Raw genomic sequence first — 18869 nt, forward strand, 5'->3', positions numbered from 1 at the left:
AATGGATGATGACGCCCGCTTTTTTATACGATTTAATGATCTTTTTGCTGGTTTGTAAGATAGTCATGCAGGAATTCTTCAAAATTCGGAGCCTTCATAGCAGATATTTTTTCGTATGATTCCACGATTTTCAGTTTGATTTCCTGCTCCAAATCTCTGCGGTCCTGTGGCTGTGTATTCTTTAAGGATTTCTTGATTTTAGGTTCTAAGGAATGAATGATCTCCATCAATTCCTGTTTGGAAAGTTTATCCACAGTGTTTTTCCTTCTTTCCTGAATAGTTGCCCTTTCTAAAGTTGTTCCGCAGCTTTTTTAGGGCTTGTTTTCGAATGCTTGAAATGTTCTGAGGCGTTTCTCCATAATAAGCCGCAATGTCTTTATTAGAGAAGCCAAAGAAAAAGGACAGTGTAAGGATTTTCTCCTGTTTGTCTGTTAATTTCCGAATCGCATGAAGCAGCCCTTCGTCGCTGACAAGTGAAGACAGGGTGGCCGTTTCCCCGATTTTTTCCAACTGCGGATCGATATATCCTATCCGTTCGCTTATGGAAAGATTGCCGTCGAAAGTCTGATCTAAGATTATTGGAAAACGTTCCCGCTGCTTTCGGAGCCGTTTATCAAAATCTATAGAGAAGTAGTAGATTAACGAGCAAAGGTATTTGTAAATTCGGGCTCTGTAGTAAAAGACCTGAAAGGATTCATTAAGCTCCTGGATATTTGAGGCAGTAGGCTGTTCTAAGGCTTTGGTGAAAATGTCCAGCCTCTCTTCGTCGTGCAGAAACAATTGGATGATAGGCTGTTCAAAAAAGTTTGAATGCTGGTTAACTAACCTTTCGAAAGATTCAGAAAAGAATTGTGCTGTTTGAGATTTCATGTATTATCCCTCCCTTGATTTATATAAGTGATGGTAAAGGGGAATAAATCAATTATAATCGAACAAGCGTTCTGTTTCTATCGATCAATAGAGCCATATTTACTTTTCTGAATTTATTTCACTATACTTATCAGACACATAAAAGCGAGGTGAGAAAGAATGATGGAGGAAGCTGCAATGTGGATGTCATTGGTGAGCGAATTTGGTTATCCTTTAATCATTTCCACGTTTTTACTCTTTCGCTTCGAAAAAAAATTGAGGGAATTGGCTTTAGATGTAGAAAAAGTGAAAAATGCCTCAAGCAGAAAAAGAAGATAAGTGTCAGATAAGAAACCATTTTTCCACCGGTTTTCCGGAGCTTGTTACAGGCTTCTGAATTTCCGGTTTACATAGGATCCCTCCTTATTCGTTGGATAACATCCTTATTTCGGAATATAACATAAATTGTAAAAAAATAAGCGGGAAAATGGATTCATTTTTTGGTGGAATAGGGCTAGGACTTCTGTGTATCCCACTCATTTTAGTATATAAAGTGTTTAGTGAAGCAGAAAAAACAATTCCTTTTTTATTATGGCAGAAAATTTTTTGCAGGAAAGATGAATAGTGTGTGATAAATAAGTCCTTAATGTAAGCGAATGGAGAAGAGGGGGATAAAAAAGGGTTCTCCGTCAAATGTTGGGGTGGCGACTCTGATCGCCATTCCTAACCAATATGTATCTCAATTCCTTTAAACTGATGAGTTAATAATATTTTGGCCCGAAAACGGCTGAAATTCCTGAATCCATACGCATTTCGCTTAAGAACCTTCGTTGAATTGTTGATCCCTTCTAAAAAACCATTCGAATACCCATAAACAAAGCTGTTTAAGATTTCTGTCTGCCAGTTTTGGAGCGTGGTAATGGCTTTCTCCATTTCAGGAATGCCAGAATCCTGGGCCCGTCGATAAAAGTCTCTCAGCCCCTGTTTGACCTTCCCTACATCTTCCGCTTCTGATTCCTTCGCCTGAACAAACCAGCCACGATAGGTTTCCTTTAATTCGTATGCTTTTTTAAGCTCTTCCGACATATCCAAATACCGATTCAAATGCCATCTGTCTTCTTCTGTCAGGCGGTCGGAGGCCTTGTGAAAGACATGCTTCATACGTTTGCACTTCTTGCGGTCATATGGATGAAACTCTTTCTGTACCCTTCTTCGGACACCGTCCAGCGCCCAATAGATATACCGGCAGAAATGAAAGCGATCGGCCACAATCACAGGGCGGCTTAAGGCACTTTGAACCGCCGACTTGAATGAATGGCTCATATCCATAATGACAACCTGAACCTGGTCCCCATGCTTCTGAAGATCGTGCTTAATCGTATTCTTATAACGGTTTGGCAGGATATCCAACGGCTTCTTGGTGATCCCATCCGCTATAATGAGCTGGTATTTTCCTTCCCGTGTATCCCCTTTATACTCATCAATGGCAATCACAGAAGGCAGCTTTTCCACAGAACGTATTTCACTCCTAGCCAAACGGTCAAACCGGCGGACAATAGTAGAAGACGAAGAACCGTAGGTTTCTCCCGTTTCTTTAAAGGTCTTTCCTTTAATCGCCCGTATGCCCACGGCCTGATTCCATTCAATAGATGTACGCTGGTAACGCTGTACGAACGGGTTTTGTTCCGAAAAACGCTTCCCGCATGCACAGACATACCGTCTGCGTTTGTAGAATAAATCCGTCTTCCTCTCAAACCACTTTAAGTGCTTAACCTTTTGGATCCGATAGTCGTGAACACGGGAGGTGGGAGCTCCGCAGTCAGGGCACTGCTGGAGGCTGCGTTCCATCTCCACATATACCCTCATCGTTTCCTCCACCTGCTCTACTTTTAAAATGGTAACCCCTTTTAAACCGGGAATATTCATGGTAAAATTCATATGCACGCAACTCCATTCTCTACTTGTTTCTAGTCAACTCAAGTATAAATGAATTGGATGTTTGCGTGCATTTTTTATGCAAACAAATTGTATGGATACCCCAACAAATAGTATAGAGCCTAAAAAAGAAACACCCCTAAATCGTTAGAATGAATGTCTAACCATTTAGGAGCCGTTCAGAGATCTATGCAGTCCTTTTGACTGGTCCTTATTCAGTTAGGCTGATTCTGTGTCTTGTATAGTAAGTTCCGTATCTATAGAATATGGTGATTTCTGCTGTAGAGTGCTGTAAGCAGAATATATAGGTGGATGTAGTGGGCAATGAATTTTTTTTAAAGGAAAAAGCAAGCTGCACCGCGGTTTCTTCTAAATTTGTCTCCAACTCCTGCTTTTTAATAATGACTGGCTTCCCTTGAGCATTAAACTCGGACTCTTTTAGGGTTTTAAAAGAATCTATACATTCCAAGAGCTTTTGTTCTGCGGGCGTACAATTTTTAAAAATAAGGAAACACTTCCAATCCTGTTTTATCGGGAAAAAACCATAAAAAAAGTCAGAAAAGGAGCAGGATCACTTCCTTTTCTGACTTATGTCCGGTTCTATGCCCATCCATTGCTATCAGAATGAAATAAATTATGACTATCATACTACCCGCAGTATATTAAGTCAAGTCCTTGGGGGACGAAGAATCAGGCAGATATAGCTTTTGTCTTTCCTAAAATCCCAATCAACAAATACATCTTCAATACAGGAATGCAAGTATTCGTTCAATTGAGGTATTTTTTGTATGAGCAATCTCTTCTCGAGCTTCCGCTTGGCAAGTCTTAAAGGTTCCTCATAGCCTTGTTCAATTAGTTCTTTTTCGATGTTTACAAGAATCCCTTCACGGCGTATAAGCAGCTGGCGCTTATTAAGAAAAAAGGAGGCAATGTCAGCAGGAGGCTTTTCCGATTCTTTACTTGCTTCTATGATTTCTGTATGAACCCCTTGCTTGTTTTTATACAGCTGATCAGAAAGAAGGCCTTTTTCAGAAAGATTGGAAAGAATAATAATGAAGATTCCCGATTGGTTCTTCAGATCCCAGTCATAATAAAACTCTTTCACATGTTCTGAGATGTTCTGTTCAATATAGGAAGAGGATTCTTTAATGATAGACTGCATAAGCAAATCCCTTGTTTTATGTACATAGCTTTCCTGCTGATTATTCAATAAAGACTTTTCGACAGGGGACAAAAAATTGGTTATGTAGACAGTGATAAAAGGATGGGAAAAAGTACATATCACATTGCCTGGGCCCCTGCCAAAGTTTTCACGAAGAAGGCGACCGATATACCCTCCAATATCTTTCTCTTCTATTATTTTTTCCATAAACTACCTCCGGGTGCGATTTCTTAATACATTCCCATAGTTCTAAATTTTAAAACCTTGCTGGAATTCAGAGAGGCGGATCAACAGGGGATGAGTGCTCATGCAGGTTGAATATGATACATTAGAAGATATAATGATTGAAAAAAAAAGCATGGAGGAAGACCTCTTTCGATGTATGCAGCTGATTGAAGGGAGTACGGTTGTATTTGAACATCCATATAGATAGGAAAACAATAAAAGACATGTGCGGCTTGGCCGCTTTGAAAAGAGGGGACGCCTATTTTCGGGCTGGACAGGTCACATTGAAGGACGTTTCACAGGAACAATGTGTGTTTTCTGTTCAGGGAACAGAAGAGTTTACTGTTCTGATTGAGCCCGGTGGACAGGAAGGGTTTTCCGCTGAATGCAGCTGTCCTCAGCTGATGTCATTCTCTAAAAGCTGTCAGCATATTGCTGCAGCGCTTCTTTATCTGGAAGAATGGAGAAAAAGGAGAGATGAATCTGATGAGGAAAACCTTGCAGAAGGTTTCATAGAGTTATTTAAGAACCACCCAGCCCGCCCAAGTGCTGCACAGATGCACTTTGAAGACAGAGAAACGATTCAGGCAGCCTTTATATGCAAACCTGTTTTAACGGAGCATAGCCGTCCAATGCTGGGGATTTCCTTAGAGATTGCATCTTCTCCGATCAGGAAGATTCACTCTTTTCTCCAGGATCTTGAGAAGGGACAGCCGATTAAGGTTTCCGAACGATTTACCTTTGATCCAAGTGTTCATTGCTTTCAAAGAGAATCAGATGATGTTATGAAACAATTATGCCGGGCAGCAAAGGATGAACGGCTTTATCAAACGGGTTATCAAGACGCTTCCGCCTTATCAAGGGAAGATATCCTAATCATTCCGCCCACAGCTTGGGAGGAAATGGCTCTGCTGCTCCCCAAAGTCCAATCTGTGAAATTTAATCATGATAGCGTCAGGTATGAAGGCATTAAATTTACAGATAAACGGCTTCCGCTTCATTTCTGGTTCGAAGAAAATGGGCAGAGCAGATATCAATTAAGGATAACTGGAATACGTAATGTCTTCGTACTGGATGCCTATCATTCCGTTTTTTATGAAGGCGAGATGTTCCGTCTAACTAGCGATGACTGCCGGAGACTTTCAGAGTTACAGCACATGCTAAAAACAACAGGGACGGACCGTATACCTGTATCTTCTGATCAAGTCACACTATTTCTTGATAAAGTCGTCCCTGGATTGCGGAAATTGGGTGATGTTAGGATTTCGGAAAAGGTGAATAATCGCTTTCATCATACTCCTTTGGAAGCCAAGCTATTTTTAGATCGCGTGCACAACCGTCTGTTGGCGGGACTTGAATTTCATTATGGACATCTTGTTATTAATCCCCTGGATCGGACATCAGAGGTTCCTTTGCTGTTAAGAGAAGAAGAGAAGGAAAAAGCCATATTGGAATTGATGGAGGAGAGCTCTTTTGCTCAGACAGACGGAGGCTACGTTCTTCAAAACGAGGAACTGGAGTATGAGTTTTTATATCACCTTGTCCCTAAGCTTCAAAAACTGCTTCAAGTTCATGCGACTTTGGCTGTCAGGAACCGTATATTCAGAAAAAATGCCAGGCCGAAGATCAGGGTAAAGGTGAATAAGGAGAGAACGAACTGGCTGGAATTTACTTTTGAAATGAAAGGCATTCCTGATGAGGAGATTAAAGAAATCCTTTTGGCCATGGAGGAAAAGAGAAAGTATTACCGTTTAAAGAATGGCTCTCTCTTTTCCTTGGAAACTCGGGAATTGGATGAAATCAACCGCTTTCTGAAGGAACTGCCGGTTCAGGATGATGATCTTGAAAATAGTTGGCACGTTCCGCTTATTGCAGGCATTCCGCTTTTGGGGGCCGTGCAGGATCCGAACACATTCGCCATGGAAGAATCCTTTCGTGCACTGCTGGATAAATTGCACCATCCTGAACGGCTGGAATATCAGATTCCGGATGCAATCTCTCCTTTATTGCGGCATTATCAGGCAACTGGATATAAGTGGATGAAAATGCTGTCAGAATGTGGATTTGGAGGTATTTTGGCAGATGAAATGGGACTTGGAAAGACGCTTCAAAGCATCGCCTTCGTGACCTCCGAGCTTTCAGAAATCAGGGAAGCGAAACAGCCGGTGCTGATTGTCTGCCCTTCTTCTCTGACATATAACTGGTTTAATGAAATCATCAAATTTTCACCTGAAATCAAAGCAGAAGTAATTGATGGCGAAAAAAAAGAGCGGGAAGAGAAGATAGCGGAGATGAGCGAACTGGATGCCGTGATTATCTCTTATCCTTTATTAAGAAAAGACATTGATTTAATGAAGAAAAATCAGTATCATGCTGTTTTCTTGGACGAAGCCCAAGCCTTCAAAAATCCAGCCACACAGACAGCTAAGGCTGTGAAAAAGATTCAGGCGGGTTCTCGTTTTGCTTTGACTGGCACCCCTATTGAAAATTCATTGGAGGAGCTATGGTCTATTTTTTATGTTGTCTTTCCTGAACTTTTTAAGGGATTGAAGGAATTCAGCCATCTTTCAAAGAAACAGGTGGCAAGGCGGGTTCGGCCATTTATGCTGAGAAGAGTGAAGCAGGATGTCCTTTCTGAGCTTCCTTCCAAAAAGGAGATTACGGCCTTCTCTGATCTGCTGCCAGAACAAAAGAGGTTATATACTGCTTATCTGGCGAAGCTGCGTCATGATACCCTTAAGCATTTGGATAAGGATACATTACGGAAAAATCGAATTAGAATTTTGGCTGGATTGACAAGACTGAGGCAAATTTGCTGCCATCCTGTCCTTTTTATTGACCAATATGAGGGGCAGTCCGCTAAATTTCAGCAGCTGAAGCAATTGATTGGAGAATCCATGGCATCGGGGAGAAGAGTCTTGATTTTTTCTCAATTCACTTCCATGCTGAAACTTATAGGCAATACCTTATCGAGGGAAAGGATTCCTTACTTTTATCTGGATGGGCAGACTCCTTCTGAAGAAAGAGTGGATCTCAGTAATCGATTTAATGGCGGAGAACGGGAGGTTTTCCTGATCTCCTTAAAGGCGGGCGGTACAGGGCTTAATATGACAGGAGCCGATACGGTGATTTTCTATGATAATTGGTGGAATCCTGCTATTGAGGAACAGGCAGCAGGACGGGCTCATCGGTTCGGTCAAAAAAAAGAAGTGCAAGTCATCAAGCTCATCGCACGCGGTACGATTGAAGAAAAAATGAGCGAGCTCCAGGAAAAGAAAAGAGATTTAATTAAAGAAGTAATCGACCAAGATGATAAGGAACTATTGAAGCTTACAGATGATGATATACGGGATTTGCTGCAATTATAGAAAAAACCGTATTCTGTATGACTATGGATGAAGGAGTATAAGAATATGGCAATTGTCCTTTTTTTAGCCGCAGGATTAGCAGAAATCGGCGGGGGATATTTGATCTGGCAGACGCTGAGAGAAGGGAAACCGTTCTATCTGTCGGTGCTTGGAGGTCTTTTCTTATGTTTATATGGAATAATTGCCACCTTCCAATCTTTTTCTTCTTTTGGCCGCGTTTATGCCGCGTATGGAGGAATCTTTATTATTCTTTCTCTCTTATGGGGCTGGGGCGTGGATCGGAAAACACCTGATGTTTATGACTGGGCTGGGGCACTTATCTGCTTGGGCGGTGTTTCTCTCATGTTATGGGGGCCGAGAAACTAAAAAGAAAGCATGATGGACAACAATGCCGGAAAAACAGGAGAAATCGGCGGGATTTTTGTAAATATAGGATCAGGGCGGGGGAAATGAAAGTGCCTATGACTGAAAAGCAGTTGGCGGAAGTAAAGAAACTGCAGAATATTTGTGAGCAAGAAGAGCTGACATTGAAACTCAATTGGGAAACCCTCAGAACAAGAGGACATATGAAAAATGATTTTTTTCATTATGAAGAGGATTGTCTGGTTGGATTTCTCGGTATGTATCATTTTGGCAGCCGTCTGGAAATATGCGGGATGGTTCATCCGGAATATAGGAGAAAGGGGATTTTTACACACCTGATGCATGAGGGGATTGCAGAAGCAGAGAAGAGGGGCTATCAAAGTATCCTGCTTAATACTCCTGCTTCTTCTGATGCTGCCCGGCAATTTTTACGGCAGTTCAGCTGTGAATTTCTCGTGGCAGAACATCGGATGAAATGGAAAAAAACAGATGTGATACCTGATCCAGCTGTGTTTTTACGGGAAATGGAACCAACTGATGAGGAGCTGAATATCCAATTAGATATTCTCTGCTTTGGTTTTTCTGAAAGAGATGCGAGAAATTATAACAAGCGTCTGAGAAATGAACAGAGCTTACAGGGATATATGATTGTAGCCGAGGGAAAAGCGGCCGGGAAGGTCTGGATTGATCGGAAAAAGAAAGAAGCCTGGATTTATGGTTTCTCGGTTCTGCCGTCATGCCAAGGGAAAGGGATTGGAAGGAAAGCCCTCCGAGCCATTCTTCATGCCCATCAAGATGAGGAGTATGATCTATTTCTCGAAGTAGAAGCCACCAATGCACATGCACTGACCCTGTATGAATCGTGCGGATTCGAGGCCTATGAGCAGCAGGATTATTATAGATATATCCCCAATTCGGAACAAGGAAAGAAGGGGTAGCTGATAAGAAAAAAAGACGCCTCCTATGAAGTGAACCCAAAAAGTTAGACACTTTATTTAGTTAGGCAACCTTGAGGGCATGAACTCGGTAATCAACCGGGCTCATGCCTTTTAATTTCGTTTTAATACGTTGGTGATTGTAATAATGGATATACTCCTCTAGTTCTTGTTTGAAATGCTCCATGCTGTCGAACTCTTGTAAATAAAGTAATTCAGATTTTAGTAGCCCAAAGAAATTTTCTATAACGGCGTTATCGAGACAATTTCCCTTTCGGGACATACTTTGTGTAATGCCATGTGTCTTCAAGGATTGGGAATAGGATTTCATTTGATAATGCCAACCTTGATCTGAATGGAGAATGGGTGTATCTCCTGATTCTAAATGCTTGATGGCTTGGTCCAACATCTTGTGGACTAACGAATAGGTAGGACGTGACTCTATTTGGTAGGCGATGATTTCTCCATTAAATAAATCAAGGATGGGAGATAGGTGCAATTTTTCACCATATAAATGGAATTCCGTCACGTCCGTCACCCATTTTTCATGAGGCTTGGTGGCCTTAAAATCCCTTTGGAGTAGATTAGGCGCAACCTTTCCCACCTTGCCTTTGTAAGAACGATATTTCTTCATCCTTACCATACATTTTAACCCCAGCTTATTCATTAACCGAAGCACTGTTTTATGGTTCACCTTAATCCCCCGATTACGCAATTCTAAAGTAATTCGTCGATATCCATACCTTCCTCTATGTGAATGAAAGATTTCTTCAATGACAGGCTTGATCTCTGCGTATTTATCCTGACGCCGAAAGGCGTTTATCCAATAATAATAAGTGCTCCTTGCGATATTTGCGACAGATAGAAGTAGCTTTAAGTTACATTCTGCCCTTAGTTCGTGTACTATTTTCGCTTTTTCTTGCGTGCTAATTCCTCTTTTTCCTGAACTAAGGCTCTCAACTTTTTTAAATAGGCATTCTCCACACGTAACCGTTCATTTTCTGCCTTTAAAGCCTCTAACGACCCTTCTTCAAATGGTTTCTTATTTTCTTTCCCCATAGATGGACGCCCCTTTTTCTTTGTTATAAGGGCGTCTACTCCTCCTGCTTCATATTGGCTTCGCCACTGACTGATGGTAGAAGGAGAAGAAATATTGAATAACGCAGCGGTTTCACGGATTGACGTCCCTTGTTCATTCATATATTCAAGTACTTTCAGTTTATCTTCTGCCGTATAAGTTGTATAGCGTTTTCAAATGCACGCACTCCATGATGATTATACTGATGAATCCAATTAAGTAATACTGATGGGTGAACACCAATGGACTTAGCTATAGTTTTTTGTCCCTCTATTCCTCCTAAATACCTCTGTACAGCTTGTGTTTTCTGTCGTGCTGTAAATTTAGCCATATAAAAAACTGCACCTCCAATTGTTAGATGTGTCTAACAATTGGAGGTGCAGTTCACTAAGAGGGCGTCTTTTGTAAACTGGCACCTATGTCAAGGACACTATAAAAAAAGAGCTTAAGCAACGAGAAGATGATTCCTGTATTGAATAGGGGTCATCTTTTTTAAGTTCCACTGATATCGATAATTATTATAGTAAACCATATAATGATTGATTTTTGCCTTCAATTCTTTTAACGTTTTAGCCGATTTATAATCCACATCATCTTTTAGATGACCAAAGAATGACTCCTGAGGAGCATTATCCCAACAGTTGCCTTTACGAGACATAGATTGCCTAAGACCATACTTGTTTAATAGCTTTTGATATCTTGGACTAGTGTAATGACTTCCTTGATCTGAGTGAATGAAGGCTTCTGGATGTAGCGTTACTTTCTTGTTGCTCATTAATTTCTGTATCGTCTTAGTTGCGATGTCTAAAGTAATACGATCGGAAACATGATAAGCTAAGATTTCGTTAGTGGAGGCATCTTTTACGGTCGACAAATAAGCCATACAATTTCTGTTATATGGCAAATAGGTAATATCGGTTAATAATACTTTTCCAGGAACTCCTTGCTTGAATTCTCTGTTTAATTTATTTGGCACGACCTGATGTTCCTTAGTTGCTTTAGCGATCTTTTTGTAAGGATTCGATTTTCTATGTGGGCAGACAATTCCATATTTCCTCATGATTCTCTGTATCTTTTTACGACTAAAGATAATGCCATCGTTCTTTTCCAGTATCATTTTTATAGAACGTGACCCTTTCTTATATCCTCGATGATTAAATGCCTTTACTATCATCTTTTTTGCCTCTAGGTCTAATAATTCTCTTGCATCTCGGCTGCTGGATGCCTTTAAGTAGCTATAATATCCCGAACGAGATACATCTAATAGCTGACAGAAATATGAGGTCATTCCTTTAAAACGATTCTGTTCAATGGTCTCATAAATCAACTGATATACTTTACTCGGGGCTAGATTTTCTCTTCCTTTTAGCAGCCTCCTTTCTGTCACTTCTAGCTTTTTTAATAGTTCTACCTGTCCCTCAAGTAACTTAATTTGTGCTTTTTGTCTTTCGATCACCTCAGAAGGGGTAAGCTCTCGTTTTAATGGTCTGCCAGAACTTACTTTCCTTGAATCTGTAAGTCCAATTATTCCATTTTTTTTATATGCCTTCTTCCACCTGCAAGCTGCTTGTTCTATTCTGCTTTGTCCTATGATCTCAATATTAAAGCCGTTCTCCATAAAAATTTGACGCGGAAGTTTACCAGACAAATACTCATCCATAAATCTATTTTTAAAGGTGTCAGTATAGGTAATTGCCTTTTCACTAACACGTTGAACATTTGGATTCTGTTGAAGTGCTTTGATCTCTTTAGCTGAAAATGTACTCTTACTCATCCTGTCTCACCTCATCTTCATATCTTAAAATTCAAGTATATAAAAAAATACCAGTAGTTAAAACACTCTTTTTTTGAGTGTCTTAACCACTGGTACCATATTATTGTATCGTTATTTCTTTTTTTGTTTATGCAAACCTAGTGCATAATAGAAAATGACAAGTGCCAAGAGCCATAACGGGCCGACAATCAGAGCGATTCGAGTATCCGGCGAGAAGGCCAGTATAACAGTTACGAAAAGCAGGAAGGCCAGGGCCAGGTAGTTGGAAAAAGGGAAAAATGGCATTGTGTAGCTTCCTTTAGGCCGAGACACTTTTGATTTTCTTCTGAAAACTAATTGAGTGACTAATATGGTTCCCCATGTCCACAGGGCACCGAATGTCGCTATGCTTGTGACATAACTGAATACCTTTTCCGAAACGATATAATTTAAATAGACTCCAAATAACAGTACACAGGCAGATACAATAATGGCTGTTCCGGGTACTCCGCTTTTAGTTGTTCGTGCAAAAGCCTTGGGAGACTCTCCTTGCTGCGCAAGGTTGAACAGCATTCGTCCTGTACTGAAAATACCGCTGTTACAAGAAGAGAGAGCTGCTGTTAAAACGACAAATTGGACGATTCCGGCTGCAGCAGGGATACCGATTGCATCAAAGGTCAGAACGAAGGGGCTGTTCTCCCCAGTGAGCTGGTCCCATGGATAAATAGACAGAATAACCAGTAAAGCGGCTACATAAAAAATCATGATCCGGTAGAAGACTGTATCAATAGCCCGTTTCAGTGATTTCTCCGGATTTTTAACTTCTCCGGCAGTTACCCCCAGCATCTCAATGCCGAGGTAAGCAAACATAACCATTTGAAAGGAAAGCAATACGCCTGAAATACCATTTGGAAATAACCCGCCATGTTTATACAGGTTGCTGAATCCTACGGCATCTCCGCCATTTCCGAATCCAAAAAGAATCATCCCGAAGCCTACTATAATCATCAGAATGATTGTAGCGATTTTGATTAATGAAAACCAGAATTCTAATTCTCCATAGGCCTTTACAGCAAGAAAATTGACAATGGTCATAATGACCAAAGCAGCCAATGCCCACGCCCACTGAGGAGTTCCAGGGAACCAATATTGCATGTAAATACCTGCGGCAGTGATTTCAGCCATACAGGTCACGACCCATAAAAACCAATAATTCCAGCCTGTAATAAATCCAGCCAGCGGGCCAAGATAATCTCGGGCATATCGGCTGAATGAACCAGCCACTGGATTTTGAATGGCCATTTCGCCAAGCGCTCTCATAATCAGGTAAATAACAATTCCGCCGATTGCGTAAGAAAATAAAATCCCGGGACCGGCTAATTTAATTGCTGATGCAGAACCGAGGAATAATCCAACTCCGATTGCGGCTCCTAATGACATAAGAGTGATATGCCTTTCCTCCAAGCCTCTGTGGAGCTGAGTCTCTTTTGAGTCTTTCATAATCTCACCTTTTCATTTTTTGATTTTTCATGAAGCAAATCTTCCAGAAACTTTATGTAAATGAAAACCGTTATAAAAATATATTATGAAAATAATCATTTGTAAACAAGAATAAAAAGATTCAAATTATTTATCGAAATAGTTATATAAAAGAATGTTCAGACCTGCTTTTTATTTGTTTATCAAAACGCAGACATTAAAGATAATGAATAAAATCAACGGTTCCCTATTCTGCTATTATAGACTTAACGGAGGTGGAAGGATAGATGGTCTGTCTTCTGTCCTGAATTTACATATATAGAAGAAATATTGTAGTAAAATAAGGCGGGGCAAAACAAAAAATAACAAATCTCTCACAGAGAAATTTGTTATTTTTGCGTATACTAGATGGATTACTGTTTAGTGGGTGTTTTAATCATTGTTTTTGTGCTCCGCTTTTTCATCCAGACCATCAGACGAAAATGATTCTTTGATTGCATTCATGACATGAGAAGAGGCGATCTTCATCCCCTCAGTAAAGTCATTGGCACTGTAATCTAAGCCAGCTGTTTCCTTGCTTCGATTCTGATTCGGATTATTTTTATCGATTTCCGTCTCCTCCTTTAATTAGAAATCCCTTAAAATTCTGCATCGCGATCAACCTGCAGGCCATAGCTTCCCCGAGGTTCAGGAGTATGTTCTAAATGAACAGTCTGGCTTTCATCATGCTGATCATGTTGCACTGCATGATGTTCTTTTACCCGCTTATCCTCTTTTTTCATTAATCATCACCTCTTTTGTATTTTTGAACATCTTGAGTAATAATATGCCCACATGCTTAAGGATAAATAAAAGGACCCATATTATAAGGGTCCGGCCTTGGAACATATTAATTTAAAACCAAAAGGGTATAATAGGAAAGTCTTTGCACAACCTTATTGTTTAATGCTTTGGACAAGTTTCTCAAGCTTAACAAATTCCTTAGTCTGTCTGACCATTTCGGATTGCCGAAGCGAAAGTAAGGCGCTTTCAAGGAGGAATTTACGGGTCGGCTGTTTTTGTAGAATTTCTTCCTTAATAAAGTCGACAAGCTTAATAAACGTGATTTGTTCATCTTGTTTGGTAACCTTCGTCAGTATTGCTTTCCGGAGCTCAACCGTAGCGTGATTTAACTGCTGCATGATGTCTTCTTCTTCTTGATTGGTGCGTCCGGGAAGCCATGCATTCAAATTGTCGGGAGTCAGCAGCTGGGCATGTGATTTTGCCACATCATCTACCAGTGTTTTGATTCTGTCTACACAGTATCTGGCTACAAGGTGATGATCCAAATGATTTTTCTTTACAATATAGTTATAATGAAAGACTTTTTGGATAATCCCTTGGAACATGATCGCACAATCCAGCAGATATGGCTCTTTTTCCTCGCCATAAATATCAACAAATCGATGATAGATCCATTTGATTTGAAACATCTGCTTTTTTAGCAGGAAATCTTTCAAATCCTTTTCACTTGAAGAAAAGATCTCTTCAATGAGGATAGATAAGTTATTTCTTCTATTAAAAAGAATCATTAATTCTATTTGCTTGACGAATACTTCCGTATCACTCCGATTTTGACCGATCATTAATTCATTAAGTTCTTTAATCAGTTTTTCATACATGATGCGGAACACATCTTTAAGCAGTTCGCTTTTAGATGGAAAGTAATTATAGAAAGTTCCTTTAGATACATTCCCTTTTTCCAGAATTTCCTGGATGGAAGTAGCCTGATATCCCTTTTCAACAAATAACTTCTGGGCTTGTAATACTACTTGCCGCTTTCTTTCATTCATGACATCAACTCCGGCAATATTGATTTCTAGAAAACATCGTATCTTATTTTCCTGGGCATGACAAACCAGAAAAAAATTGAAATTTTTCTCTTGCCAAATTGAATGAGAAAAGATAAGATATTGTTTATTGTAATGAGTGTACAATAAAATGAACTATAAGTACAATGGAGGAAAGATAAATGAGTGAGACAACTATGAAAGACAAGAAGCCGCCTTATGGCATCATAGCGATTCTTCTTGCCGGTGCTTTTGTGTCCATATTGAATTCGACACTGCTGAACGTGGCACTTCCTTCTATTATGAAGGATCTTGATGTGGAAACATCCACGGCCCAGTGGCTTGTGACAGGATATATGCTGGTCAACGGTGTACTGATTCCGGCTACTGCCTTTCTGATTGAGAAATATTCAGTGCGTAAGCTGTTCCTGACAGCCATCCTATTATTTACGATCGGAACGATTGTTTCAGGATTGGCACCGACCTTTTCTGTATTATTAACGGCACGTATGGTTCAGGCAGCCGGTTCTGCTATTATGATGCCGCTGTTAATGAACGTAATGTTAACGAGCTTCCCGATTGAAAAACGCGGATCTGCAATGGGAATATTCGGTCTTGTTATGATTTTTGCTCCGGCTATCGGGCCGACTTTATCCGGTTGGATTGTCGAGCATTATACATGGCGTACATTGTTCTATATGATTACTCCGTTTTCTGTTATCGTTCTTATTTTTGCTTTGTTTAAACTTAAGGATAAAAAAGAAAAAGTGGATATTCATCTTGATATCCTGTCTTTAATATTATCCAGCATAGGTTTTGGCGGGATCTTGTATGGTTTCAGTTCTGCAGGAAGCAAGGGCTGGGATTCTCCAGAAGTGTACGGAACACTGATTGCAGGCGTAATTTCATTAATCCTGTTTATTATCCGTCAATCTAAACTAGAAAGACCGATGCTGAATTTCGGTGTCTATAAGTATCCAATGTTTGCCCTGTCATCTGCCATTTCGATTGTGCTTAATATGGCTTTATTCTCGGCTATGATTTTAATGCCTTTATATCTTCAGAATATCAGGGACATTTCCCCTATGCATTCAGGTTTGTTAATGCTTCCGGGTGCGGTTATTATGGGAATTATGTCGCCGATTACAGGGAAATTATTTGATAAATACGGTGCGAGAGTACTTGCTTTGATTGGTTTATTTATTACCGTAGCGACTACGTATGAGTTCAGTCAGCTTTCCATGTCCACTTCATACACGCACTTGATTATTTTGTACTCTATCAGGATGTTTGGTATGTCCATGGTTATGATGCCTGTCATGACAAACGGATTGAATCAGCTGCCGGGAAGACTAAATCCTCACGGCACAGCGATGAACAATACGCTTAACCAAGTATCAGGTGCGATTGGATCGGCCTTGCTGGTTACGGTAATGTCTCAGCGCACAGAGACCCATGCGGAGGAACTTATGAAATCGGCAATGGGGAAAATGACTGAGCAGCCGACTGCGGAAGTCATGAATGAAATGAAAAATCAGCTCGTTTCGAAGGCAATGGTGGAAGGTATTAATGATGCATTCTTTGTGGCAACATTCATAGCAGCTGTTGCATTTCTTCTTGCCTTTTTCGTTAAAAGGCCCGTACGTGCAGAAGAAATGACGAAAATGAAAGAGAAGCAAGCGGATTAAGGAATACTGCTCAAAAGACCCCGTCCATAGAGGACTGGGTCTTTTTTTGCGTCAAGCAGGCAGTAAGAGAATGGAACCTTTATCTTTTTAGACATTTTTCCTGCATGATTGTAAAAATTGTAAAAATTGTAAAAATTCTTTTTTGGAGTTTAGAAAGTTTCTCTAAATACCCAATTTTGGTATGATTTAAACATAAAGAAAAAACCTTTTTGTTCCAGAAATAAGTGATAGTGCGGCAAGAAGGCCGGACTGGGAAGCATTTTAGAAAGAATTGTTCAAATGTAAAAAAACATTATTCTCGATTAATAATGTCTATTGATAATAGAAAACCAGTTTGTCCTGGTTCTTGAGTAAACAGTCCTGATTCATTTGGCTTGTTTGGTTATAGGTATATACGTATATGAATACTTCTTGTCAACTAAAAAGACTTGTATGAATTTATTTAAAATTATTATAAATAAGTATTGATTTTTATTTAATATGGTTTATCATTATATATGTTAGTAAAAATAATAAGAGGTGATTCATTGATGACAAACCAGAAAAACCTTACGACTAGCTGGGGTGCCCCAGTTGGCGACAACCAAAATTCTATGACAGCTGGCCAGCGCGGCCCTGTATTGATTCAAGATGTACATTTGTTAGAAAAACTTGCACACTTCAATCGTGAACGTGTTCCTGAGCGTGTTGTACATGCGAAAGGTGCGGGTGCCCATGGTACTTTCACTGTAACGAATGACATGTCTAAATATACAAAAGCAAAAGTCTTCAACGGTGCTGGAAAAGAAACTCCGATGTTTATCCGTTTCTCTACAGTAGCTGGAGAGCTTGGGTCTGCGGATACAGTTCGCGACCCACGCGGTTTTGCTGTTAAATTCTATACTGAAGAAGGAAACTACGATATCGTCGGTAACAATACACCTGTATTCTTTATCCGTGATGCTATTAAGTTCCCTGACTTTATCCATACACAAAAAAGAGATCCAAGAACACACTTGAAGAACCCAACTGCTGTTTGGGATTTCTGGTCTCATTCTCCTGAGTCTTTACATCAGGTTACAACATTGATGTCTGACCGAGGTATTCCGGCTACATTACGCCATATGCATGGGTACGGAAGCCACACATTCAAATGGGTAAATGCTGAAGGACGAGCTGTATGGGTGAAATACCATTTCAGAACAAACCAAGGCGTTAAAAACCTTGATGTGAACCTTGCTGCTAAACTTGCAGGAGAAAATCCTGACTATCATACAGAAGATCTTTTCAATGCAATCGAAAACGGGGATTTCCCATCATGGACTTTGTATGTTCAAATCATGCCTTTAGAAGATGCGAATACTTACCGTTTTGATCCATTTGATGTCACAAAAGTATGGTCTCAAAAGGATTACCCTCTAATCGAAGTAGGCCGGATGGAATTGAACAGAAACCCTGAAAACTATTTCGCTGAAGTGGAGCAGGCAACATTCTCTCCAGGTTCATTTGTACCAGGTGTAGAAGCTTCTCCGGATAAAATGCTTCAAGGCCGTCTGTTTGCTTATGGAGATGCTCATCGTTACCGCGTTGGCGCTAACCATAATCAGCTTCCGATTAACCGTCCAAAAACAGAAGTGTCTAATCATCAGCGTGATGGTTTCATGGCCGGTGACGATAACGGCGGACGTTCTGTATACTATGAGCCAAATAGCTTCGGCGGTCCAAACGAAAACGCTGATGCGAAATTGACTCCGTTTGAAGTATCTGGACAAGCAGCTCAAGTAGCATATGATCATAACGATCATTATACTCAAGCAGGTGACCTGTACAGACTATTAAGCGAAGAAGAGCGTGCCCGTCTTGTAGCGAACATTGTGGGAGCTATGAAGCCGGTTGAGTTAGAAGAAATCAAGCTTCGCCAAATCTCTCACTTCTACAAAGCAGATCCGGAATACGGAACTCGTGTTGCAGAAGGCTTAGGATTAGCTGTACCGCAAGAAGTTTAATTCATTTTCTCACTTTATTCTAAATACAAAGCAGGCAGTCTATTAATAGGCTGCCTGCTTTTTTATAGTATTCAGATTGCCGGCATAAAATCGCCGCCGTATTGAGGATAGTTCAGAACTTTGTCCTATTTCAGCTTCGTCCTGCATAGTTTAATAGAGATTTCCTATTCTGATAACTTATATCGATTGATCTATTCTACATCACACCAATTATTCTATT

General features: G+C 40.2%; 15 protein-coding genes and 1 pseudogene. 7 read left to right on the forward strand and 9 right to left on the reverse strand.

The window, feature by feature from the left end; translation table 11 throughout:
* Positions 1-32: 32 nt before the first annotated feature.
* Both BQ4305_RS15835 and BQ4305_RS15840 read right to left on the reverse strand, forming a co-directional pair.
* Complete coding sequence (locus BQ4305_RS15835) at positions 33-254, reverse strand: hypothetical protein (RefSeq protein WP_234396976.1); 222 nt, start codon at positions 252-254, stop codon at positions 33-35.
* The gene (locus BQ4305_RS15840) at positions 247-870 is read right to left on the reverse strand and encodes a sigma-70 family RNA polymerase sigma factor (RefSeq protein ID WP_110928669.1); all 624 of its coding nucleotides are present in this window, start codon (positions 868-870) and stop codon (positions 247-249) included. The genes BQ4305_RS15835 and BQ4305_RS15840 overlap by 8 nt, the downstream gene beginning before the upstream one ends.
* 159 nt (positions 871-1029) lie before the next feature.
* Here BQ4305_RS15840 and BQ4305_RS15845 point away from each other — a divergent pair, with 159 nt between their 5' ends.
* Positions 1030-1188: a YvrJ family protein gene (locus BQ4305_RS15845; RefSeq protein ID WP_110928670.1), complete on the forward strand. Its 159-nt coding sequence runs from the start codon at positions 1030-1032 to the stop codon at positions 1186-1188.
* Positions 1189-1572: 384 nt separating this feature from the next.
* Here the strand turns inward: BQ4305_RS15845 and BQ4305_RS15855 are convergent, their stop codons facing one another.
* Both BQ4305_RS15855 and BQ4305_RS15860 read right to left on the reverse strand, forming a co-directional pair.
* The gene (locus BQ4305_RS15855; protein WP_199880708.1) at positions 1573-2793 is read right to left on the reverse strand and encodes an ISL3 family transposase; all 1221 of its coding nucleotides are present in this window, start codon (positions 2791-2793) and stop codon (positions 1573-1575) included.
* A gap of 658 nt (positions 2794-3451) precedes the next feature.
* On the reverse strand, positions 3452-4153 hold the full coding sequence (locus BQ4305_RS15860; protein WP_110928673.1) for a Na-translocating system protein MpsC family protein: 702 nt from the start codon (positions 4151-4153) through the stop codon (positions 3452-3454).
* A gap of 100 nt (positions 4154-4253) precedes the next feature.
* Between BQ4305_RS15860 and BQ4305_RS22040 the strand changes: the two genes are divergently transcribed.
* The 4 genes from BQ4305_RS22040 to BQ4305_RS15875 all read left to right on the forward strand — a co-directional run bounded on the left by BQ4305_RS22040 (position 4254) and on the right by BQ4305_RS15875 (position 8840).
* The gene (locus tag BQ4305_RS22040) at positions 4254-4379 is read left to right on the forward strand and encodes a hypothetical protein (RefSeq protein ID WP_267888117.1); all 126 of its coding nucleotides are present in this window, start codon (positions 4254-4256) and stop codon (positions 4377-4379) included.
* The gene (locus BQ4305_RS15865) at positions 4360-7539 is read left to right on the forward strand and encodes a DEAD/DEAH box helicase (protein WP_110928674.1); all 3180 of its coding nucleotides are present in this window, start codon (positions 4360-4362) and stop codon (positions 7537-7539) included. Before BQ4305_RS22040 ends, BQ4305_RS15865 begins: the two co-directional genes overlap by 20 nt.
* 45 nt (positions 7540-7584) lie before the next feature.
* Positions 7585-7905 carry a YnfA family protein gene (locus BQ4305_RS15870; RefSeq protein ID WP_110928675.1) on the forward strand — a complete coding sequence of 107 codons (321 nt, stop codon included), beginning with the start codon at positions 7585-7587 and terminating at the stop codon, positions 7903-7905.
* 95 nt (positions 7906-8000) lie between these two features.
* The gene (locus BQ4305_RS15875; protein WP_110928845.1) at positions 8001-8840 is read left to right on the forward strand and encodes a GNAT family N-acetyltransferase; all 840 of its coding nucleotides are present in this window, start codon (positions 8001-8003) and stop codon (positions 8838-8840) included.
* A gap of 61 nt (positions 8841-8901) precedes the next feature.
* On the opposite strand, the pseudogene BQ4305_RS15880 reads toward BQ4305_RS15875, so the two are convergent.
* From BQ4305_RS15880 to BQ4305_RS15895, 5 genes and pseudogenes are all read right to left on the reverse strand, one after another.
* Positions 8902-10246: pseudogene (locus BQ4305_RS15880) on the reverse strand (IS3 family transposase).
* A gap of 114 nt (positions 10247-10360) precedes the next feature.
* Positions 10361-11689 (reverse strand): IS3 family transposase, encoded by a 1329-nt coding sequence (locus BQ4305_RS15885; RefSeq protein WP_110928676.1) that lies wholly within the window; start codon positions 11687-11689, stop codon positions 10361-10363.
* Positions 11690-11800: 111 nt separating this feature from the next.
* The gene (locus BQ4305_RS15890; RefSeq protein WP_110928677.1) at positions 11801-13168 is read right to left on the reverse strand and encodes an amino acid permease; all 1368 of its coding nucleotides are present in this window, start codon (positions 13166-13168) and stop codon (positions 11801-11803) included.
* Positions 13169-13785: 617 nt separating this feature from the next.
* The gene (locus BQ4305_RS21585; RefSeq protein ID WP_199880709.1) at positions 13786-13929 is read right to left on the reverse strand and encodes a hypothetical protein; all 144 of its coding nucleotides are present in this window, start codon (positions 13927-13929) and stop codon (positions 13786-13788) included.
* Positions 13930-14082: 153 nt separating this feature from the next.
* Positions 14083-14979: a TetR/AcrR family transcriptional regulator gene (locus BQ4305_RS15895; protein WP_110928678.1), complete on the reverse strand. Its 897-nt coding sequence runs from the start codon at positions 14977-14979 to the stop codon at positions 14083-14085.
* Positions 14980-15158: 179 nt separating this feature from the next.
* On the opposite strand from BQ4305_RS15895, the gene BQ4305_RS15900 reads away from it, so the two are divergent.
* Entirely contained in the window at positions 15159-16664 is a 1506-nt protein-coding gene (locus tag BQ4305_RS15900) for a DHA2 family efflux MFS transporter permease subunit (RefSeq protein ID WP_110928679.1), read from the forward strand.
* 530 nt (positions 16665-17194) lie between these two features.
* On the forward strand, positions 17195-18649 hold the full coding sequence (gene katA, locus BQ4305_RS15905) for a catalase KatA (protein ID WP_110928680.1): 1455 nt from the start codon (positions 17195-17197) through the stop codon (positions 18647-18649).
* Positions 18650-18869: the final 220 nt, after the last annotated feature.

This window comes from Bacillus massiliglaciei (genome assembly GCF_900098925.1).
Taxonomy (GTDB): Bacteria; Bacillota; Bacilli; order Bacillales; family DSM-1321; genus Peribacillus; species Peribacillus massiliglaciei.